We start from the raw sequence: 20664 nt of genomic DNA on the forward strand, positions 1-20664 counted from the left end.
CGCAAACAAGGACAGGCCGAAACGAGGACAGTGGAAACGCCGCACTCCCCGCATCACATCCCCAGGTCCGCTGCACTGAAATTGACGACGACTTCCTGCCAGTCTTCATATTTGTCCGGTGGCAATATCTTCAGGTAATCCGACTGCGCCCGCATCACAGCGCGTACGGCAGCACTCTGCATGGCGGCCTGTGTCGACGCCGGCCCGCCGCTCGTCGTCGCATCCGGTTCGCCGACGATCTGGCCAGACTTGTCGAGCCTGAAATGCACCTTGATCCGCACGTCGCCGGCACCTTCGAGACCGGGCATCAGATTCCAGTACTTGGCGATCAGATCACGCAGCCCGTCTTGCTGGCTTTGGCTGAGTTTGCCCGCGCCGAGAGATTTCATACCGCCACGCGAGGCGACCTGAGTATCGGCGCCGGCGGAAGCCTGCTTCGATGAACGCGCCGCGCCGCCCTTCGACGATGTGTTGTTCAGCATCGCCGAGATTTGATCCTCATTGAAATCGCTGGCGGGCGACTTGGCTCCCTTGGCCGTCTCGCGCTTCTTGTCAGCGTCCTTCTTGCCGTCATCGGCCGACGTGGTCTTGCTCGTGCTCTGCGTCGTCGTCTTATCCGTCGGCTTGGCGTCGGCCACCTTCACATCGGGCTTCGGTACAGGCTTGACTTCGGGCTTCTGCTCGACGGTCTTCGGCGGCGTCGGCTGCGGCTTGACATCCGGTACGGGAACATTGTTCGGCAGCTGGATTTCAGCCTGCTGCGTCGGCTGTTCGGTCGGAGGCGGCGTCGGCGTTACATCGGCCTTCGGGGTGGGAGGCGTCGGATCGGGCTTCGGCGCGGGGGTGGGCGTCACATCCGGCTTCTGCTGCGGAACGGCGGCCACTTCCTTCGGCGCCGCCTCGGTATCCTTCTGCTCGACCGTCTTGACGTCATTCGGCCGCGGATCGTCCTGCGGAACAGGCGTTTCCACCTTTTTCGGTGCCAGAGCCGCAGTATCGCTTTCCGGCCGCTGCGTCGGCACGACCGGGTTCTTGATATCGACGTTGTTCTCGCCAACGTTCTGCGCGTTGGCGACCTGGTCCTGCTTCGTGGTCTGCTTGCGCGAGACGTGATCCGTCACCGGCGCCTTCTTCTCACCCTGCTGGAGCTGGTCCGCCTGCACGATGTCGACATCCATCGCCGTGCTTTCCGGCGTCTCTAGCGGCGCCGGCGCACTCAGCGTCACCATGGCGCCGATGAGCACCAGGATGTGAACTACCGCAGATGTGGCAAGACTGCGCTTCATGGCGATTGATCAGTGATCCGTTATCTGCTGCGTGACGAGGCCGATATTCTTGTAACCGGCTTCCTGGATGCGTGACATGACGTCGGCGATGACGCCGTAAGGCGCCTTGCCGTCGCCACGCACGAAGATGCGCTCGTTGTAGCCTGTCGTCGCGATCGCCTGCAGCTTGGCGGCAATGTCTGCTGCCTGGATCTGCGTTTCCTGCAAGAAGACCTGGCCGTCGGCCTTGATCGAAATGGTGATCGGCTGGGTCTGCGCGTTTAGCGCGCCTGCCTGCGTCTGCGGCAGGTCGATCGGCACGCCCGACGTCATCATCGGCGCCGCCACCATGAAGATGATGAGCAGCACGAGCATGACGTCGACCAGCGGCGTCACGTTGATATCGGAAATCGGGCCGCCCCGGCCGCTGCCGCGACGACTGCCCCGGCGGCCACCGCCGCCACCCTTGCCTCCAACAGACATTGCCATATGAGTTCTCCGGTTCTGTCCGCTACTTATTGAGCCGCTTGACGAGGCTGCAGCTTCTCATCGATCTGGCGCGAAAGAATGGCGGAGAATTCATCCGCGAAGCCTTCCATGCGCCCCGAAAGCTTGCCGGCATCGCCAGAGAACTTGTTGTAAGCGATAACGGCGGGAATAGCCGCGACCAGACCGATGGCGGTCGCCAGCAGCGCTTCGGCGATACCCGGCGCGACAACCGCAAGATTGGTCGATTTGGAACCGGCGATGGCCTGGAACGAGGTCATGATACCGACGACCGTGCCGAACAGACCGATGAACGGACCGGCCGAACCGATGGTGGCCAGAGATCCGAGGCGAGCCATCAGATGTTCCGATTCACGCGCCAAGGTGACGTCCATGGCCCGGTCGATACGCATCTGCAGCCCGATCGGCGACCGCGCGCCGCGCTCGAACGATTTCTTCCATTCCCGCATCGCCGCGACGAAGATGGCGCTGAGGCCCGTATTGTTGCGTTCCGAAAGCGTCCGGTAAAGCTCTTCGAGCGATTGGCCCGACCAGAAGACCTGCTCGAAATGATCGAACTGCCGGCGCGCTCTCGCGTAGCTCAGATACTTGTCGATGACGATTGCCCACGTCCACACGGATGCGGCCAGAAGGCCGATCATGACAAGCTTGACCACCAGGCCCGCCTGCATGAATAGCGACCAGAGGGTGATGTCCGGTGTGGTGGCCGCTGCCAATGCTACTTGTTCCATTGATCCAAAATCCCCGAATCCAAACGCCCGGCGCTAGACCGGGCGGCTAAAAGTGATCTCACAAGAAATGTTTGGCAGCCGCCGCTGAACGCCCTGGTCAAGCCTTCCAAGCTTACAATTGCCTTCTTGCCGTCAAATTTGGTCAAAGGAAGGCGTGCACCGCACAAACTCCGACTTAACTAGTAAGACACTATTATGGTTAAAAGAATGTTAGCGTCGAAACATGAAGGATTTAACGGCGACGAAGGCTTATTCTAGCTCCTGGGAAGAAATGACAGGGCGAAACCGCCGGCAAACGCAGACAGATCTTGCGCCGCGAATTCCTTCACACAAAACTCAAGTTTTTGCAAGCACCGGCAGACAGCGGTCATATCTTTGCGTGCAGCCGCTTGCCCGACGAGACGTTGACTGCCTTGCTAGCCAGCGGATTGCGATGCCGAGAGCATCTGTGCCGCCAGCTTTTCCGGCAGCCGCCGCGGTCGCCCCTTCGCGTTGATTACGGCAATGATGACCTTGGCGGCGATCAGCAGCGTGTCGCCGCGGCGTATTTCCTGGGAGAGCACCATCTTCGCGCCGCCGGCTTTCTCGGTGACGGTGCGAATCAGCAGCACATCATCCATGCGGGCGGGCCCCTTGAAGTCGATCTCCATACGGTGGACCACGAAAACAAGCCCTTCCTCGTCGGCACTCAAAAGCTCGCGCTGTTCCACACCGAGACAGCGCAGGTAGTCCGTGCGGCCGCGCTCGAGGAAATGCAGATACCGCGCGTGATAGACGAGGCCGGAAAAATCCGTATCTTCGTAATAGACTCGCTGCACCAGCCGGTGGCTTCCGGCTTCCAGTTCCCCAGCTATCAGAAAGGGGCTGTTCATCGTTGCCGCATCTCCTTGTATGTCCGGCATCTCTTTGGCCGAAGTTCTGCCATCAAGCAAGCTTTGAACAATTGTCATAAACTCCGACTATCCGGAATGGTGCCGGCTAGCGGTTCGGCGCAGAAGGAAAAATCTCATGAAAATAGCGGTAATGGGTGGCGACGGATTCATCGGTTGGCCAACCTCGCTCCATCTCTCCGATGCCGGTCATGAGGTCCATATCCTCGACAATCTCTCCCGCCGATGGATCGATACGGAACTGGGCGTCCAGTCCCTGACGCCGATGGACTCGATCCAGGAACGCACCCGCATCTGGCACGCCGAAACCGGCCGCCGCATCCACTTCAATCTCATCGATCTCGCCAAGGACTACGAGCTCCTGAAAACGTGGCTGGCCGAGCATCGCCCCGATGCGATCGTGCATTTCGCCGAGCAGCGCGCCGCCCCCTATTCGATGAAGAGCGACCGCCACAAGAATTACACGGTCAACAACAATGTCAGCGCCACGCATAATCTGCTGAACGCACTCGTCGAACTCAATCTCGATGCCCATCTCGTGCATCTCGGCACCATGGGCGTCTATGGCTATTCCACGGTCGGCGCCGCCATTCCGGAGGGCTATCTGCCTGTTGGTATCGAGACGGCAGACGGGCGGTCCGTCAGCCAGGAGATTCTCTATCCGGCCAATCCTGGCTCGATCTATCACATGACGAAATGCCTCGATCAGCTTCTCTTCCAATTCTACGCCAAGAACGACGGCCTTAGGATCACCGATCTGCACCAGGGCATCGTCTGGGGCACACATACAGAGCAAACCCGCAGGCATCAGCAGCTGATCAACCGTTTCGACTATGACGGCGACTACGGCACGGTGCTCAATCGCTTCCTCATCCAGGCGGCGATCGGCTATCCCCTGACCGTACACGGCACCGGCGGCCAGACGCGTGCCTTCATCCACATCCAGGACTCGGTGCGCTGCATCGAGCTTGCGCTGAAGAACCCGCCCCAACGCAACGCCCGCGTCGAGATCTTCAACCAGATGACGGAAACACATCGCGTCCGCGATCTCGCCGAGATGATCGCGAAAATAAGCGGCGCCGAAGTCGTCCGCCTGCCCAATCCGCGCAAGGAAGCCCCCGAGAACGATCTGATCGTCAACAACGACAAGTTCCTCAATCTCGGGTTGGCACCCATCACGCTCGAAGCCGGCCTTCTGAGCGAAATCGTCGATGTCGCCAAGAAGTACGCCTATCGCGTCGATCGCTCGCGTGTCCCGGCCGTCTCCGCCTGGACCAAGGATATCGCGGCGACTGTCAACCACGATCCCGAGGGCAAGAGATTGAAGTCCGTCTCATGATGCCAGGAAGCGAAATGCTGCAGGGACTTCGCTCGCAGACCCGCCCCCGCTCCGGCCAAGCATTCGTGACCCTCGTCACGAATGCCGACTACGCCATGGGCGCTACGGCGCTGGCGCGGTCGATTGTTCGGACGCGCACGAAGGCCGATATCGTCGTCCTGCACACGGCAGGCGTCCACGAAGGCGATCTTGCCCCGCTCATCGCGCTCGACTGCCGGCTGATCGAGGTCGAACACCTGCCTCTGTCCGATACTTTCAACGAACGGCATGCGCGCGGCAATCTTCATGCCGCCGCTCCCTTCACCAAGGGCCGCAAGCCTTCCTTTCACACGCCGCTCGACAATTTCTGCAAGCTGCGGCTCTGGCAGCTCATTGAATACGACACTTGTGTCTTCATCGACGCGGACGTCCTCGTGCTGAAGAATGTCGACAGGCTTTTCGATTACCCTGAGTTTTCCGCCGCGCCGAATGTCTATGAAAGCCTTTCCGATTTTCATCGGCTGAACTCCGGCGTCTTCGTCGCCAAGCCGTCGCTTGCGACGTTTCAGGACATGCTGCAGCGGCTCGACCGCCCCGACGTCTTCTGGCGGCGCACAGATCAGACCTTTCTCGAGACATTCTTCCCGGATTGGCACGGCCTGCCGATCTTCATGAACATGCTGCAATATGTATGGTTCACCATGCCGGCGCTCTGGGACTGGAACAGCATTTCGATCCTGCATTACCAGTATGAAAAGCCTTGGGAGGAGAACCATCCGAAGGCTGCGCTGCTGAGACCCTTGATCGACTTGTGGCATGGCTTCCATACCGGGCTGGATATGCCCGATATCGCGACGCTCGCAAATCCCAAAGAGGCTGCATGAAGGTTCTCATATCGGGCGGAACGGGTCTTGTCGGCCGATATATCAACGAGGAGCTGCTGGCAGCCGGATACAAGGTTGCGGTCGGCGGACGCGCCGCGCCGCAGGCAGGTCTCTTTCCCCATGCTGTTTCCTTCGTGCCGCTGAGCCTCGACCCCACCGAAGACCATAGCCATGCTTTCGAGGATGCCTATTTCTTCGTGCATGCGGCTTTCAGTCACGCGCCCGGCAAGTATCGCGGTGGCGAAGGAGAAGACCCCGAGGGGTTCCGGCGGCTCAATCTGGACGGCACGGTCAAGCTGTTCGAAACGGCGAGAAAGGCCGGCATTCGACGCTGCGTCTTCCTGTCATCTCGTGCTGTCTATGGCGATCGGCTGGCGGGCGAGGTGCTGACGGAGGCAAGCAAACCGGCGCCGAATACGCTTTATGGGGAAGTGAAGCGCGATGCCGAACATGCGCTTTTCTCCCTCTCCGCTCCCGGTTTCGCGACGGCAAGCCTGAGGGCGACAGGCGTCTATGGCGATCTGCGTCCGAACAAGTGGGACGCTCTGTTTGACGATTATCTGAACGGCAAGCAGGTTCCCTCTCGCGCGGGAACGGAGGTCCACGGCCGCGACCTCGGCCGCGCCGTTCGGCTGCTGCTGGAGACCGAAAAAGGACGGATCGACGGCGAGGCCTTCAATCTGTCGGATATATTGACCGACACGCACGAGATCCTCGGGCATCTGCAGCGGGCAACGAATTGTCCTCAGGCCCTCCCGGCCCCGGCGCCCGAGGGCGTCATAAGCGCCATGGATACGTCGAGAATTCGTGCGCTTGGATGGCAGAGCGGCGGAAAGGTGTTGCTTCGGCAAACGATCGAGACCTTGGCGAAGGCAATACCGCCGCGCCATGCCGCCATCAACGCATCAGCTTCGTCTCGTCCCAGCTGAGCACCGCCAATTCCGCGCCCCTGAACCTCGCATCGTCGGCAACGATGAATTCATCGAGCTGCGGCGGCGCGACACTGGTTCCGGCCAGCATCGCATGCACCTGGCCGCGATGATGAGTCTGATGCTGCAGCAGGTGGCTCAGCACATCGTCGGCCCGCTCGCGCTGAATACGATCGCTGCGTTGAATGGCGACCGTCCGCGTCGCCGTCTCCGGCGTCAGGCCCTCGCAAAGCACCACCAGCCGGCGATCGACATCCGTCTGCTGCCTGGACAAGTCTTCAAGCTTGTCGAACGGCTCCTCGATGTCGAAGGCCCCCAGCCCCAGGGTGCCGCCTTCCAGCGCATCGACATAGAACCAGTCCACGGTCAGGATGTGATTGAGGGTCGATTTGATCGACGGAAAGAAGCTCGTCCGCTTCGCCTCGAACTCGCCCGGCTGCAGCGCCGCGCAGGCTCGATGCAACCGGATATTCGCCAACGCATTGTTGTAGGCGAGCTTGCGAAACACACGAACCGCATCGAAAGCGGACATCGGATATCTCCCCTAGGCCTTGTCGAGATCACCGTCCCGCCAGACGAGATGACGCGGCGTCAGCGGCAGATCTTCGATTTCCTCGGCAATGAAATAGGGCGGAATATCGAGCGCCACCAGCGCCTCCCGCGTTGCCCGCACCCATTTGAATTCGAGATCGTTATCGCCGTCCCGGATGCGATGCACGATTTTATCCGGCTCGAACGGGAAGCCGTGGGGTAGGTCCATCAGGTAGTAGAGACCGAGTTCGTGCCAGTCGCGCTGCTCGTAGTGAAAGAAATTCTCCACGGACCAGAGAAGGCGCCCGACTGTCACATCGACGCCCAGCTCCTCGACCATTTCTCGCTGCAAGGTTTCCTCCGACGTCTCGCCGATCTCGGCGCGACCGCCGGGAAAGGTCCAGAATGTCTCGTGCTCGGCCCGGTGGACAAGCACATGCCCGTCACGAAAGCCGAGGCCCGCCACGCGCATCTGGAATCGCGAGCGGCCCGCATTCAGTCTGATAAGCTTGCGTTTCGACACGATCTTCATCCCACATCGATCACGACAATTTCCGGCGGCACGCCGAAGCGAACCGGCGCAATGGAGCAGCCAAGGCCGCCGGAAACGATGATATGACGCTCTTCCTCTGTAATATGGCCATGGACATATCTGTCGCCATACCGCGACGGCGTATAGGGTGACCAGCCGAAAATCCTCACCTGGCCGCCATGCGTATGTCCCGACAAGGTCAGCGACACACGCGAAGGCACATTGGGAAAGATATCGGGCTCATGAGCAAGAAGGATCACGGGCGCATCGTCTGCGACTTCCGCCAGGGTGCCGCCGAGATCATCCAGCCCTTTCGTATATGGGCGCTTCCAGCGCATGCTCCGGCGCAGGGCCAGCTGATCCTCGACGCCGGCAAGCCAGAACCCTTGCCCGTTCTTTTCCAGGCGCGCGGAACGATTGGAATAGACCTCGATGCCGACGCTGGCCAAGGCCCGGTGGCTGAAGGTTGGCCCATGACCCTTTCTCTGGGCGGCCGCGTCATGCCACCAGTCGTGATTGCCGATGACAGCATGAACCCCGAGCGGCGCCTTCAGCTTCGCCAGCTCTGCCGCCCAGGCCTGATGATCGACGCGAGCGGTGATGAGATCGGTCCCTGACGTGTAATCGCCAAGCAGGACGATGATGTCACCGCCGAGTTCATTGGCCCGAGTGCAGATCGCTGCAATGCGCTCGGCTGACATCCACGGTTCGCAGGCATGGAAATCGGCGAGCGCCACGATCCGCAGTTTGAGCCCCGGCGTCCATCGTGGCGGGGTCAACGCATAGCGGGTCACATTCAGGCGGACGACAGGCTCATATCCAAAGGCGTATCCCCCGAGTGCAATCAAACCGAATATGCTGCCGCCGAAGAGCTTCAGAAAGGCGCGACGGCCGAGCATTCAATCTCCCTCCTGGAACAACCGGAACTGCGCGGCCTCAAGGTCCTTGGGCGGCTGCATGCCGAGATGTTTCCAGGCGATCGCGGTCAAAACACGGCCGCGCGGTGTACGTTGTATGAAACCCTGCTGGATCATGTAGGGCTCGATAATATCCTCAATCGCATCGCGCGGCTCGGAAAGGCCGGCAGCGATGGTTTCGATGCCGACCGGCCCGCCACCGAAATTGACGGCAATCATATTGAGATAACGCTTGTCGAGCTGATCGAAGCCGACATTGTCGACGAGAAGCCGCGTCAAAGCCTCGTCGGCGATCTCCCGCGTCACCGCTTCGACCTTGGCCACTTCGGCAAAATCGCGCACGCGACGCAGCAGGCGGCCGGCGATGCGCGGCGTTCCGCGCCCGCGCCGCGCAATCTCGCGTGCCCCTTCGTCGGTCATGCCGAGCCCCATCAGTCTCGCGCCACGCCGGACGATGAACTCAAGCTCCTCGACGGTGTAGAAACTCAATCGGACCGGAATGCCGAAACGATCCCGCAGCGGCGTCGTCAGCAGGCCGAGACGCGTGGTGGCGGCAACCAGCGTGAACTTGGCAAGATCGATCTTCACCGAGCGCGCTGCCGGGCCCTCGCCGATGATCAGGTCCAGCTGAAAGTCCTCCATGGCCGGATAGAGGATTTCCTCGACCGCCGGATTGAGGCGGTGAATCTCGTCGATGAAGAGCACGTCGCGCTCCTCGAGATTTGTGAGCAATGCTGCAAGATCGCCCGCCTTGGCGATAACGGGGCCGGAGGTCGAGCGGAAATTGACGCCGAGCTCCTTCGCCATGATCTGCGCCAGCGTCGTCTTGCCGAGGCCGGGCGGGCCAACAAAAAGCACATGATCCAGCGCCTCGCCGCGTCCCTTGGCCGCCTCGATAAAGACCTTCAGATTGGCGCGCGCCTCCGCCTGACCGGTAAATTCGTCCAGCGATTGCGGCCTGAGCGTCGCATCAATGTCTTCGCCCCGCTTCTCCGGCGATATCAGGCGTGCGGCTTCACTCATGTCAGAGGTTCCATTCCCCATATGCGTTTCGCGGCTCTTTCGCCGATGCGGCATCAAGGCTTGCCGCGTTCAAAATAGTCCCGCACGAAAGAGCGTCGCAAGTCGATCTCCCGACTTTGAGACAATAGTAAGGAACGCGGAAGGTGCAAAGCCTCACCGCGCCAGTTCCTTGAGGCCGAACCGGATCAGCTTGGCGCTGTCGGCGCCCGCGCCGGCCAGTTTCATCGCGGCCGCAACGGCGTTGGCGGCCTGGTCGCGGGAATAGCCAAGATTGGTCAGCGCAGAAACGGCGTCGGCGACGGGTGCGGCGGCAACTCCTTCGCCCAATTCCTGCTTCAAGCCGATATTTGCCGCCTCGCCGGCAAAGGCCGGCGCCTTGTTCTTCAGCTCGGTCATGATACGCACTGCAACCTTTGGGCCGACGCCCGGCGCGCGCGAAACGGCGGCGCGATCCTGCAGCGCGATCGCATTGGCAAGCTCGGCTGGCGTCAAGGTCGACAACAGCGCCAGTGCCACTTTCGCGCCCACGCCCTGCACTGTCTGGAGGATGTTGAACCACTCCCGCTCCAGTGCCGTCGTGAAGCCGAAGAGCCGGATCTGGTCTTCGCGGACATAGGTCTCGATGAAGAGAATGCAGGCTTCGCCGACGGAGCCGAGCTTCGACAGCGTGCGGCCCGAGCAGTAGGCGACATAGCAGACGCCGTGCACGTCCACGAGCACATAATCCTCGCCGAGCTCTTCGATTGTGCCTTTCAGCTTGCCGATCATGAATGATGTCCGTCAGGGATGGGTTTCAGGGGAAATGAGGTCGAGCGAAGGAAAGTGGGAACGATAGCGCGAGGCATCCCGTGTCAGCAGCCTGTGTCTTCGCCACTCGGCATGGGCACCGATGAGAAAGTCCGGAAGGGTTCTCTCCCTTTGGCCACCGGCGAGCCGATAGAGACGATGCGCCTTGCCGGCTCGAAACGCAGCCTCGAAGGGTATGGCTTCGCGCTTCATGTCGAGCCAGGACAAGGTGACCGTCAAGTCCTCCTCGCTCAAAGGCGAAACAGCGAGTTCCGACCAGACCACCGGGCTGATAACGAGATCACCCTCTCCGATACATTGTTTCAGCAACTTTGCGGACCATTGCCGCTGGGCCGATGCCGGACCGAGGATATCGATGAAGATGTTGGTATCAACGAGGGTCGACGTCGTCACGCGGACCTCTCAGAAACTCCATAAATTCGTCGGTTGTCATGCCGCCAAGGTCCATCGTACCCCCGACGCGCTCCAGCCAATCGTCGAAATCGCGAATAGCCGGATCCGATGCCTCGGCGATCTTGACGAGCATCGCCCCGCTGCCCGAGGCGATAAAATCAACCTCCGAGCCCGGGCCGATGCCGAGCCTGTCGCGAATTTCCTTCGGGATGGTCACCTGACCTTTTTCCGTCACACGCATGGTAATACCTCTTCAGTAATACTTAGCGGCCAACCCGGAACAGGTCAAGAACAAACTACCCTGCCAATGCCGCCTGCCGCAGCCGGTTGGTGCCGCGATTATGGGCGTGGCAAATGGCAATGGCGAGTGCGTCGGCGGCGTCATTGCCCTTGAACTCGGCCTTGGGCATCAGGATCTTCAGCATCATATGGATCTGCTGCTTCTCGCCATGCCCCACGCCGATGACGGCCTTTTTGACGGCATTCGGCGCATATTCGGACACCGGCAAACCCGCGCGCGCCGGCACCAGCATGACGACGCCGCGCGCCTGCCCGAGCTTCAGCGTCGCCACCGCATCCTTGTTGACGAAGGTCTGCTCGACGGCAGCTTCATCCGGCTTGTAGCTATGAACGATCTCCGCAAGCCCATCGTGAAGCTGGCAAAGGCGAGAGGCGAGATCCATGTCGCCGTCCGAGGTCACCGTTCCCGATGCTACGAAACGCAGGGAATTGCCAAGTATATCGATAACCCCCCAGCCGGTGCGGCGCAGGCCCGGATCGATACCGATGATGCGAATCGTGTTTTGCATGGGTCAACCTATCTTTCAGGCCGAAGATGTGCCAGCAAAATGTGAACAAAACAAAAACAAGCCACAGATTGCCGGCGGTTCCCGCCGCGCTGAAAGCATCGTGACGAAATCGTGGCGGCAGGGTTTGGAATGACGCCCCGGCGCTCCTACATGGTGGAAACACATCCTCCCTTTCACCACGCAGGTTTCTTGCCATGGTTCCCTTTTCCATCCTCGATCTTTCGCCCGTTGCCGAAGGCAGCACCATCCGCCAGTCCTTCGACGGTTCGAAGCGCATGGCGCAGAAGGCGGAGGAGCTCGGTTACAACAGGTTCTGGCTGGCCGAGCACCACGGCATGCCGGGCGTCGCCAGTGCCGCGACGGCTGTCGTCATCGGCCATGTCGGTGCGGCAACCTCGCGCATCCGCATCGGTTCGGGTGGCGTCATGCTGCCGAACCATTCCCCGCTTGTCATCGCCGAGCAATTCGGCACGCTGGAAGCCCTGTTTCCCGGCCGTGTCGATCTCGGCCTCGGCCGGGCGCCGGGCACCGACATGCGCACGGCGCAGGCCCTACGCCGCAACATCGATGCCGGCGCGCAAAGCTTCCCCAACGATATCGTCGAGCTGCAGCATCTGTTCAGCCCGGCCGACGAGAACCAGATCATTCTCGCCGTTCCCGGCCATGGCGCCAACGTCCCGATCTGGCTGCTCGGCTCCAGTCTCTACAGCGCCCATCTCGCCGCCATGCTCGGCCTTCCCTATGCCTTCGCCTCGCATTTCGCGCCGGAAGCCCTGCTTGACGCGGTCGCCATTTACCGGGAGCGTTTCACGCCATCGGCAACGCTCGACAAGCCCTATGTCATGGTCGGCGTCATGGGCTCGACGGCAGATACGGATGAGGAGGCGCAATACCATTTCACCTCGGCACAGCAGCAATTCGTCAACCTGCGCCGCAATGTGCGCGGCCCCTTCCCTCGCCCGCGCAAGGACATGGACGATTTCTGGACGCCGATGGAAAAGCTGAATGTGGAAAACACGCTGCGCTATGCCGTGGTCGGTTCCCCGGCGACCGCCGAGGCGAAACTCCGGCAATTCATCAAAGATACCGAGGCTGACGAGGTCATCATTTCGATGCCGATCCACGATATCGAGGCGCGATTGAGATCGGTTGAGCTGTTCGCTACGCTTCCGAGCTTCAAGAAGGTGTCCTGACTTTCGAGTGCGAACTATCCGGTGAGCGGATCTTCTGTGAGCGGCTCACCGGGCGATCGACGAGGTCAGGATACGAGCCTCGTCTTCCAGTGGCGCCGGATCAACATATCCAACGACAGCTTGCCGGCGCCGGCGACGATCAGCACGAACATTCCACCCGAGATCGCCAGGTCTTTTTCGAAGTGCAAGAGTTCATTGTGACTGGCGAAGTTCGTGTGAAACAATAGCGCTGTCAGCAAGCAGAACAGGCCGAGACCGAATGCCGCCAATCGGGTCGTGAACCCGAGCGCAATGGCAAGGCCTGCAGCAAGCTGCACGGCGATGGTTGCAGTCGCGATAGGTGCGGCGACGCCAAGCTTTGCCATGGCTTCCAATGCATTATCGAAATGGCTGGCGAGTTCGATACCCTCTTCCAGAAAGAGTAACGACAGCAGCATGCGGCCGAACAGCAGTGCCATGTCCGCCATATTGACGAGAGCGGCACTCTCCTCTTCGTATTCCATGGATTTCCTCCTTCACAGCAACATCCGGGCGGTTTCCGCTCTCGGCGGCATCTCCACGACTTGGTCGAATGGAAATGCCGCCGGGTCAGTTGGGGCCGAGTTCTAGTTGCTTGCCTTCGCGGCGATCGCCTTGGTCAGATCATCCAGCTCCTCGCAGCCGCCGGGGCAAAGTTTGGTGAGTGTTGCAAGCTGTTCGCGAGCCTTGGGCATGTCGCCGGTTTCGACATAGAGTTCGCCGAGATATTCATGCGCGCCCTTGTGATCCGGCTGCAATTCCAACGCCTTGGTGTAGTAGGTCAGCGACGTTCGATAGTCCCCGGTCTTGCGCAGGGTAAAGCCCATCAGATTGTAGACATCGGCCTGCTGATGCTCCTCGGCGATATCGCGAAGCTCGGCAAGCGCGCCGACATAATTCTTCGCATCGATCTTGGCGCGCACCGACGTCAGATCCGGCGCGTCGGTGGCCTCCATATTGTCGACGGCGAAGGCGACGCCGGCCGTTGCGGCGGGAATGACGATCACGGCGCACAGGCCGGCAATTCCGAGAATGGCATGTTTCAACATGGTCTTGCTCCTTCTTGGCCGCTCAGGCCTGGATGGTGGGGGTGAATCCGTAAGCGTTGCCGTCCTTGACGAAGGTTCCGGAGCCCGGGAACGGAAAATGCGAGCCGCAAATCCTGATCTTGTCGGCAATGACGCGGTCGATCAGCTTGCGGCGGGTACCGATGGCCATCGGGCCGTCCTGATCGTAGGCTCCCTGCCATTCGGGATGGGGGGCGAGCAGCGCCGGCACGTACATGATGTCGGCCGAGACCATCAGCTGCTCGTTGCCGCCATCGACGAGGAAGACCGAGTGACCGGGGGTATGACCAGGCGCGGCCATGATGCGCACGCCCGGCGCGACCTCGGCGCCATCATCGACCAGCCGCCAGTTCTTCCACGTCGGAAAGACGGAAGCGATGCGCCTGCCCGCTTCCTTGCGCCCCTCCGCCAGCTTGTCGACCCGGCCGGGATCGGTCCACCAGTTGTACTCGGTGGCATTGACCACAAGCTCGGCATTGGCGAACACCGGCGCATTCGTTCCTTTTTCCATCAGGCCCCAGACATGGTCCGGATGGAAATGCGAGATCATGATCGTGTCGATTTTCTTGTAGTCGATGCCGGCGGCGGCCATGTTGGCCGGAAGATGCGTGGCATTGGTCTGCCACTGCCCGACGCCCGACCCGGCATCCATCATGATCTTTCGGCCACCGATATCGAGGACGACGACGGTCAACGGAATGGGCATGAACTCCGTCGTCAGGCCGGCCTTGGAAAGCGCCTCCTTGGTGTCATCGACGGAGGCGTTCTTGATGAAGGCCGGATCGTGCGGCTTGCGCCAAATGCCGTCATAGACGGCCGTGACGTCGATCGAACCGACCTTGTATTTGTAGAAGCCCGTCGTCGGCTCCAGTGGGGTCGCGGCAAAGGCTTGCGGAATGAATTCGAGCTTCGACGACAGTCCGAAGGCTGCCGCAGCGGCGGCCGTCCCGAGCACGGCACGGCGGGTCATGTCAAACATCGCGATATCTCCTCAGGGTTATGGCTTTGGGGCCAGGCGGAGGGCGCTGCAGATTGCCGCCCCCGCTGAGGAAGAAGATCAGCGACTGCGGGCACTTATTCCCCGCAGCACGAAAGATTCATTCAAATAATTGAAATTAATAGGCTATTTTAGCTCGATGCCGAAAGCCCGGATCGCAATCTGCTGGGTGCAGAGCGCCTGGGGGCACCGTCTTCGACTTTTTCGAATCCGATCGGGAATAAAACCCGAGCAAGTGCGATCTACGTCTTTAGGCAAGATTGCAAGCGCCGGACCCGAGGCTTACAGTCGACATCGGCGTTTCGCGGGGACCATGATGACAGACGCCCAGATTATAAGCGCGATTTCATTCGACCGCCGGTTTCACGCCATGAACTGGCGTCGCCTGCAAGCAAGCGTGATGCGCAGCCTGGAGCGGCTTCTCATCCGGTTGGTTGGCCCGTTTGCCGGACCGAAGGCGCACGGAACGAAGGAGGCTAGCTACTCCAGCCTCATGATGGTGGCCGAGACAGCGGCAAATGACGAACCGCGCCTGCATACAATCTCATCGTCGGACGAAACCATGCGCCGCTTCCAGCGCACGATCGTTCCGCATCTGGATGCCGCCTATAATTTCGCGCGCTTCTTGAGCAGGGATGCCGATGCCGCCCAGGATATCGTGCAGGAGGCATTCCTGCGCGCCTATCGCGGCTTTGGCGGCTTTCGCAATGGCGATGCCCGGGCCTGGACATTCACCATCGTCCGCAACTGCTATCACGCGTGGCTGCAGGAAGGGCGACGCAAGACCCGTTACGAACAGCCGATGACCGATGGCAATGACTCACCGGAGGATCCGCCGTCGTCCGACCCGGCCTCCGAGGAAGACACCCCTGAGGCGGCGTTAATCCGCAAGGCGGAAACGCTGCGGGTGCGCCAGGTCATCAACATGCTGCCCGATGCCATGCGCGAAGTCCTCGTCCTGCGTGAGCTCGAAGATCTTTCCTATAAGGAGATCGCCGAAATCATCGATGCGCCGATCGGCACCGTCATGTCGCGCCTTGCCCGCGCTCGCCGCGATTTCGGCGAAGCCTGGCGCAGCCTCGACGCGAAAGGGGCGGCGCGGTGAGCAACGGGGAACACAGTGATCACGGCGAATGGAGCGACCTACTGCATGGCTTCATTGATGGCGAACTCGATCCGGCCCACACCGCAAGTTTCGAGACGCATCTTGCGACCTGCCGAGAATGTGCCCACGAGATGGAAGAGGCTCTTATGGTAAAACGCCTTGCCGGCCGCGAAGGAGTGAAATGGCAGGCACCGGACGCCGTCCATGCACGCGTCCAGGCCGCGTTGGCGCTGGAACAGGTCATGATGGCACGCGCCGTGGCGGCAACGATCCAAACGGAGAACCCATGGCGTAGCTTCTGGCGGTTTGTCCGGCAATGGAGCTTTATACCATCGCTCGCAGCCGTGGCAGCCAGCCTCATGCTGGTTTTGAACATGCCGCGGCAGAGCCAAACGATCGAAGATCAGCTCCTTGCGAGCCACGTGCGCTCGATGCTCGCCGATCACCTGACCGACGTGCTGACCTCGGATCAGCACACCGTCAAGCCGTGGTTCAGCGGCAAGATCGATTTTTCTCCACCGGTGGTCGATCTGGCGGCACAGGGTTTTCCCCTTGTCGGCGGCCGCGTGGATTATCTGAACGGTCGGGTCGTGGCGGCGCTGATCTACCACCGGCACGGCCATATCATCAATCTCTTCATCTGGCCCGGCACGGCCACCACTCGCAGCAGCGCCGAGAAGGAAGGCTACAATTTCGCCGAATGGTATGCGGACGGGCTGGTCTTCTGGGCAGTATCCGATGTCAGCGCCACCGACCTTTCTGCCTTTCGTGATGATTTTTCGCGCGCCACCGCACCCTAAGGCGCAAAAAAGCCAGCCGCATGGGCTGCGGCCGGCTTTTTGCAAGCATTTTATCCGTATCAGGCCGAGAGCTTCGCCAGCACTTCCTCGGTAACCTCGAAGTTCGAATAGACGTTCTGTACGTCGTCGTCGTCTTCGAGGCTGTCGATAAGCTTCATCAGCGACTGAGCCTTTTCTTCATCGACCGGCACATTGTTCTGCGCGCGCCAGATCGCCTTGACCGTTTCGGCCTCGCCGAGCGTCGCTTCGAGCGCCTTGGCGACTTCGTTCATCGCTTCGAAGCCGCAGATGATGGTGTGGCCCTCTTCGTCGCTCTCGACGTCATCGGCGCCGGCTTCGATCGCTGCTTCCATCACCTTGTCGGCGTCGCCGACTGTCGGCTTGTAGGTGATCTCGCCGACATGGTCGAAGGAGAAGGAGACCGAGCCGGTTTCACCGAGCGCGCCGCCTGCCTTGGTGAAGATCGAGCGGACGTTGGAAGCCGTGCGGTTGCGGTTGTCTGTCAGCGCTTCGACGATGATCGCCGTGCCGCCGGGGCCGTAGCCCTCGTAGCGGACTGCATCGTAGTTTTCGCCGTCATTGCCGGCCGCCTTCTTGATGGCGCGGTCGATATTATCCTTGGGCATCGACTGGGCCTTGGCGTTCTGGATCGCGAGGCGCAGACTTGCGTTCATGGTCGGGTCAGGCAGACCCGCCTTGGCGGCGACGGTGATTTCACGCGCCAGCTTCGAGAACATTTTCGAACGCACCGAATCCTGACGACCCTTGCGGTGCATGATGTTTTTAAACTGTGAATGGCCAGCCATGGCACCCCTGTTCACGTCTTTTGTTGGGAATGGCCGCCTTATAAGAGCGAAGCGGCCTTCATTCAAGCAAAAAGCCGGATAATGGCGTCGGTCGAGGCCTTCCGCCACTATTCCTACGGTTTGACGGCAAGCTTGCCTGCCCGAATATCCGCAACGGTTTCCATGGCCTTGTTCAATCCCTCGAGCGACGCGCGTTCGTCCTTGATTACGGGTCGCAGATCGGGCGACCAGTCATTGATGGCGCCAACGCGCGCTAGGAAAGTGCTACCGCTTCTCATCTGGTGAATGATCCGGCTTGCCGGAACGCAGCCCTGTGCATCCGTAGCAACCGCCGGATGGCTATCAACTCTGATCAAGGCAGTCATGCCCGGCGCATCATGCGACAAGAGGCAGACGCGTTGCGGTGTTGGTGAACTTCCGTAGTCGATGAACAAAGCCCCCGACAGGGACGTAATGCTGCAATTGCGTTTGTCAGTCATTGCATCGGTTGGGCATGACACGCTCCAACTGCCAGCGGCTAACAGATTTGCGCTTTTGCCGACAGAAACAGTTCCCTGACTGAATTTTTGGAGGCGATAGCCATCGGGCGTCGTGTTGACCGGGTTTGATGAGACGCAGCCCGATAGCGCTGCAGCTATTATTGTAGTCAAAAGAACCCGATTCATGCGCTTCCCCCAATGGTATGGCGCAATCAATCACGGCCAGCGGAAGTTGCATAGGTGAGTAGGATACATATCCCAACGAAAATCGTCACAGCCCCTTGAGCACATAGATCAGCGGCTTGCGCGGCAAGGTCTTCACCGACACCGTGACGCTCGGGGTCGGCGCGTAGGCGACGTCGAAGTCGGGACCGAACAGGGCCAGGAACTGATCGACCGGTGGACCCCAGCGATGCATGGGCAGGATCAGCGACGAACGCAGCCTTTTCACCACCCGGCTCATGCTGTCAGCCCCCATGGTCAAGCCGCCGTCGATCGGCACCATCACGACATCGAGCCGGCCGATCTCGGCATATTGCTGGTCGGTAAGCTCGAAATGCAGATGCCCCAGATGGCCGATGCAGAGACCGGCGACCTCGAAGATGAAGATCGAATTGCCGTTGGGCTCGATGCCGCCGCCCCAGGAGCGGATATCGGTCACCACGTTGCGGATCAGCGTGTCACCGACGGTCAGGTGGATCTTTGCCGGTTCGCCAGGCGTGTCGCTCCAGCCATGCAGCACATATTTGATCGCCGAGTCCGGCGTCAGCGTGTAGTGGCTCGGATGCGCCTTGTTCATCGTGACGACCTCAGGCGTATAGGGCGGCGGATAAGCGCCGCTATAATCCGTGGCGATGGAAACGCCGCCGGGCGTCTCGATGAACAGGGTCGCATGACCGAGGAAGGTGATTTTCACATCGCCATTGACGGGATCGTTGGCGGGTGTCGGGCCTTGGTTGGAAAAGCTGGCGAAAGTCGCCTTGGGCAAGGACTGCGCAATCGCCTGGCATTGGCTGGGCTGAGGGCCTGAAGGCTTCTCCTGGGCGTCCGCGGCGCTCCAGCCCGCCGCAGCCAGCAGAAAGAACACGGCGAAGACAGGAAACCGCAGCATCTGCCACCCCTTCAAGCCCAGGAAGGCCGGAAGGATGCTGCATGACCGAAAACAGGTCCAGCGCCAATCGGACACGATTGCTCACAATCGCGTCATTGCGCTTCGTCGATTAATTGCAGGGCACGATCAGCGCCAGAACTCGGGAATGGTCTCGGCCAGACGCGGCCCGAGCCTAAGCGGCGCGATCTTCTCGGCAAGCCCCGTCGCATCCGATATCTCCACGCCGACGCCACAGATGGTGGCCGGACCGGATGCCGCTTCGAACCGACCCTTCGGCATTTTCGAAATGAACCGGTTGAGCGGCTCCTCCTTCTCCATGCCAAGCGAGGAATCATAGTCGCCGCACATGCCGGCATCCGACATGTAGGCTGTGCCACCGTTCAGGATCTGCGCATCGGCGGTCGGCACATGTGTATGCGTGCCAACCACGAAGCTGGCGCGGCCGTCGACGAAATGGCCGAAGCATTGCTTCTCGCTGGTCGCTTCCGCGTGAAAGTCGAAGATGATGGCGTCCGCCTGCTCCTTCAGCGGGCAGGCATCGAGGATGACCTCTGCCGATTTAAAGGGATCGTCGAGCTCCGGATGCATGAAGACGCGGCCCATGATATTGGCAACGAGCACGCGGGCGCCATTGCGCGCATAGTAGATACCGGAGCCGCGGCCGGGCGTGCCGGCCGGATAGTTGGCGGGACGCAGGAACTGATCGTGGCGCTCACAGAACACCACAGCCTCCTTCTGATCCCAGACATGGTTGCCCGTCGTCACCACATCGGCGCCGGCATTGATTGTTTCGAGGAAGATGTCCTCGGTGATGCCGAACCCGCCGGCAGCATTCTCGCCATTGACGATGACGAAATCGAGCTTCAGATCGGACACTAGCCCCGGAAGGCGGTCCCATACCGCGGTTCGTCCGGTCTTGCCGACCATGTCACCCAGAAAAAGCAGCCGCATTCGCTATCCAATCGCTTCCGAAACGAAATTGAGTCCGCTCTCGGTCAAAATCGCGTCAAGACGGACATCATGCGGCTCAGTCGGTACTGATGGCACTTCTTGGCAATCGAATGCAATGCCGATGAGGCGCGGATTCAAGCCTTTTTGATGCAGACGGGTGATGGCGCGGTCGTAATGGCCGGCTCCGTAGCCGATACGATGGCCGGTGCTGTCGAACGCCGAAAGCGGCACCAGCATGATATCCGGATCGAGCACTGCCGCATCAGGCCCCGGCCCGGAGGTGCCGAACCCGGTCGCGATGAGCGCTGCACCCGGCACGAGCTCGCGAAAGACGATGGTGCTCCGGTTGAGGATCACGGGCACGCAAAGCCGCGCACCGCGCTCCCTGAGCCGCGCCATTAACGGCCTTATATCCACCTCGGACCGGATCGGGAGAAAACCGGAAACGATCGCTCCCGGCGCGACATCGATGGCATCGCCGCCATGGGCAGCCATGGCCAGTCCCATCTCGATGCGTTCATCGGCTGGAATGGCGTCACGCGCCGCCAGACGCTCGTTGCGATATTGGGCTTTCAGCTCTTTGGGGGTCATCGGATCTTCG

The 20664-nt window shown here is 60.7% G+C and carries 26 protein-coding genes; 6 read left to right on the plus strand and 20 right to left on the minus strand.

All coding sequences use genetic code 11. From position 1 onward, the window contains the following. Window positions 1-53 precede the first annotated feature (53 nt). From GA0061101_RS07810 to ybgC, 4 genes are all read right to left on the minus strand, one after another. Window positions 54-1286, minus strand: coding sequence for a hypothetical protein (locus GA0061101_RS07810; RefSeq protein WP_047638946.1), 1233 nt, complete (start codon window positions 1284-1286; stop codon window positions 54-56). Window positions 1287-1295: 9 nt separating this feature from the next. Further along, entirely contained in the window at window positions 1296-1754 is a 459-nt protein-coding gene (gene tolR / locus GA0061101_RS07815; RefSeq protein ID WP_037196507.1) for a protein TolR, read from the minus strand. 26 nt (window positions 1755-1780) lie between these two features. Continuing rightward, window positions 1781-2503, minus strand: a complete 723-nt coding sequence (tolQ, locus tag GA0061101_RS07820) for a protein TolQ (RefSeq protein ID WP_034476136.1) — start codon at window positions 2501-2503, stop codon at window positions 1781-1783. 416 nt (window positions 2504-2919) lie between these two features. Beyond that, window positions 2920-3375 carry a tol-pal system-associated acyl-CoA thioesterase gene (ybgC, locus tag GA0061101_RS07825; RefSeq protein WP_037196608.1) on the minus strand — a complete coding sequence of 152 codons (456 nt, stop codon included), beginning with the start codon at window positions 3373-3375 and terminating at the stop codon, window positions 2920-2922. Window positions 3376-3511: 136 nt separating this feature from the next. On the opposite strand from ybgC, the gene GA0061101_RS07830 reads away from it, so the two are divergent. From GA0061101_RS07830 to GA0061101_RS07840, 3 genes are read left to right on the plus strand one after another with little or no spacing between them, the layout of a single operon-like run. Then, window positions 3512-4732, plus strand: coding sequence for an NAD-dependent epimerase/dehydratase family protein (locus GA0061101_RS07830; protein ID WP_037196505.1), 1221 nt, complete (start codon window positions 3512-3514; stop codon window positions 4730-4732). A 14-nt stretch (window positions 4733-4746) separates the two neighbouring features. After that, window positions 4747-5595, plus strand: a complete 849-nt coding sequence (locus tag GA0061101_RS07835) for a glycosyltransferase (protein WP_092573538.1) — start codon at window positions 4747-4749, stop codon at window positions 5593-5595. After that, window positions 5592-6524: an NAD-dependent epimerase/dehydratase family protein gene (locus GA0061101_RS07840; RefSeq protein ID WP_092573420.1), complete on the plus strand. Its 933-nt coding sequence runs from the start codon at window positions 5592-5594 to the stop codon at window positions 6522-6524. The genes GA0061101_RS07835 and GA0061101_RS07840 overlap by 4 nt, the downstream gene beginning before the upstream one ends. On the opposite strand, the gene GA0061101_RS07845 is transcribed toward GA0061101_RS07840, so the two are convergent. The 8 genes from GA0061101_RS07845 to ruvC all read right to left on the minus strand — a co-directional run bounded on the left by GA0061101_RS07845 (window position 6493) and on the right by ruvC (window position 11536). Continuing rightward, entirely contained in the window at window positions 6493-7056 is a 564-nt protein-coding gene (locus tag GA0061101_RS07845; RefSeq protein WP_092573421.1) for a DinB family protein, read from the minus strand. The genes GA0061101_RS07840 and GA0061101_RS07845 overlap by 32 nt on opposite strands. 12 nt (window positions 7057-7068) lie before the next feature. After that, the gene (locus GA0061101_RS07850; protein ID WP_173411176.1) at window positions 7069-7578 is read right to left on the minus strand and encodes an NUDIX hydrolase; all 510 of its coding nucleotides are present in this window, start codon (window positions 7576-7578) and stop codon (window positions 7069-7071) included. A gap of 5 nt (window positions 7579-7583) precedes the next feature. Beyond that, on the minus strand, window positions 7584-8486 hold the full coding sequence (locus GA0061101_RS07855) for a metallophosphoesterase (protein WP_092573422.1): 903 nt from the start codon (window positions 8484-8486) through the stop codon (window positions 7584-7586). Beyond that, on the minus strand, window positions 8487-9527 hold the full coding sequence (ruvB, locus tag GA0061101_RS07860) for a Holliday junction branch migration DNA helicase RuvB (protein ID WP_037196500.1): 1041 nt from the start codon (window positions 9525-9527) through the stop codon (window positions 8487-8489). A gap of 153 nt (window positions 9528-9680) precedes the next feature. Then, on the minus strand, window positions 9681-10295 hold the full coding sequence (gene ruvA, locus GA0061101_RS07865; protein WP_092573423.1) for a Holliday junction branch migration protein RuvA: 615 nt from the start codon (window positions 10293-10295) through the stop codon (window positions 9681-9683). A 12-nt stretch (window positions 10296-10307) separates the two neighbouring features. Further along, window positions 10308-10727, minus strand: a complete 420-nt coding sequence (locus tag GA0061101_RS07870) for a type II toxin-antitoxin system VapC family toxin (protein ID WP_092573424.1) — start codon at window positions 10725-10727, stop codon at window positions 10308-10310. After that, entirely contained in the window at window positions 10705-10968 is a 264-nt protein-coding gene (locus tag GA0061101_RS07875; RefSeq protein ID WP_047555377.1) for an AbrB/MazE/SpoVT family DNA-binding domain-containing protein, read from the minus strand. The genes GA0061101_RS07870 and GA0061101_RS07875 overlap by 23 nt, the downstream gene beginning before the upstream one ends. Window positions 10969-11023: 55 nt before the next feature. Continuing rightward, on the minus strand, window positions 11024-11536 hold the full coding sequence (gene ruvC, locus GA0061101_RS07880; RefSeq protein WP_092573425.1) for a crossover junction endodeoxyribonuclease RuvC: 513 nt from the start codon (window positions 11534-11536) through the stop codon (window positions 11024-11026). Between the two features lie 194 nt (window positions 11537-11730). Between ruvC and GA0061101_RS07885 the strand changes: the two genes are divergently transcribed. Then, window positions 11731-12729, plus strand: a complete 999-nt coding sequence (locus GA0061101_RS07885; protein WP_047555375.1) for an LLM class flavin-dependent oxidoreductase — start codon at window positions 11731-11733, stop codon at window positions 12727-12729. 65 nt (window positions 12730-12794) lie between these two features. Here the strand turns inward: GA0061101_RS07885 and GA0061101_RS07890 are convergent, their stop codons facing one another. The 3 genes from GA0061101_RS07890 to GA0061101_RS07900 all read right to left on the minus strand — a co-directional run bounded on the left by GA0061101_RS07890 (window position 12795) and on the right by GA0061101_RS07900 (window position 14793). Further along, window positions 12795-13232, minus strand: a complete 438-nt coding sequence (locus GA0061101_RS07890; protein ID WP_037196493.1) for a DoxX family protein — start codon at window positions 13230-13232, stop codon at window positions 12795-12797. Window positions 13233-13334: 102 nt separating this feature from the next. Continuing rightward, window positions 13335-13796, minus strand: a complete 462-nt coding sequence (locus GA0061101_RS07895) for a tetratricopeptide repeat protein (protein WP_208864998.1) — start codon at window positions 13794-13796, stop codon at window positions 13335-13337. A gap of 22 nt (window positions 13797-13818) precedes the next feature. After that, complete coding sequence (locus GA0061101_RS07900) at window positions 13819-14793, minus strand: MBL fold metallo-hydrolase (RefSeq protein WP_092573426.1); 975 nt, start codon at window positions 14791-14793, stop codon at window positions 13819-13821. A 334-nt stretch (window positions 14794-15127) separates the two neighbouring features. Here GA0061101_RS07900 and GA0061101_RS07905 point away from each other — a divergent pair, with 334 nt between their 5' ends. Both GA0061101_RS07905 and GA0061101_RS07910 read left to right on the plus strand, forming a co-directional pair. Further along, window positions 15128-15916, plus strand: coding sequence for a sigma-70 family RNA polymerase sigma factor (locus GA0061101_RS07905; RefSeq protein WP_245297456.1), 789 nt, complete (start codon window positions 15128-15130; stop codon window positions 15914-15916). Then, window positions 15913-16716 carry an anti-sigma factor family protein gene (locus GA0061101_RS07910; RefSeq protein WP_092573427.1) on the plus strand — a complete coding sequence of 268 codons (804 nt, stop codon included), beginning with the start codon at window positions 15913-15915 and terminating at the stop codon, window positions 16714-16716. Before GA0061101_RS07905 ends, GA0061101_RS07910 begins: the two co-directional genes overlap by 4 nt. A 59-nt stretch (window positions 16717-16775) precedes the next feature. On the opposite strand, the gene GA0061101_RS07915 is transcribed toward GA0061101_RS07910, so the two are convergent. The 5 genes from GA0061101_RS07915 to GA0061101_RS07935 all read right to left on the minus strand — a co-directional run bounded on the left by GA0061101_RS07915 (window position 16776) and on the right by GA0061101_RS07935 (window position 20654). Next, complete coding sequence (locus tag GA0061101_RS07915; protein WP_047555371.1) at window positions 16776-17522, minus strand: YebC/PmpR family DNA-binding transcriptional regulator; 747 nt, start codon at window positions 17520-17522, stop codon at window positions 16776-16778. Between the two features lie 113 nt (window positions 17523-17635). Continuing rightward, window positions 17636-18187 (minus strand): hypothetical protein, encoded by a 552-nt coding sequence (locus GA0061101_RS38555; protein WP_141694054.1) that lies wholly within the window; start codon window positions 18185-18187, stop codon window positions 17636-17638. A gap of 85 nt (window positions 18188-18272) precedes the next feature. Beyond that, the gene (locus GA0061101_RS07925) at window positions 18273-19112 is read right to left on the minus strand and encodes an MBL fold metallo-hydrolase (protein ID WP_092573428.1); all 840 of its coding nucleotides are present in this window, start codon (window positions 19110-19112) and stop codon (window positions 18273-18275) included. Window positions 19113-19238: 126 nt separating this feature from the next. Further along, window positions 19239-20063, minus strand: coding sequence for a TIGR00282 family metallophosphoesterase (locus GA0061101_RS07930; protein ID WP_047555368.1), 825 nt, complete (start codon window positions 20061-20063; stop codon window positions 19239-19241). A gap of 3 nt (window positions 20064-20066) precedes the next feature. After that, window positions 20067-20654 carry a 5-formyltetrahydrofolate cyclo-ligase gene (locus GA0061101_RS07935; RefSeq protein WP_092573541.1) on the minus strand — a complete coding sequence of 196 codons (588 nt, stop codon included), beginning with the start codon at window positions 20652-20654 and terminating at the stop codon, window positions 20067-20069. Window positions 20655-20664 lie beyond the last annotated feature (10 nt).

It is taken from the genome of Martinezella lusitana, assembly GCF_900094565.1.
Taxonomy (GTDB): Bacteria; Pseudomonadota; Alphaproteobacteria; order Rhizobiales; family Rhizobiaceae; genus Rhizobium; species Rhizobium lusitanum.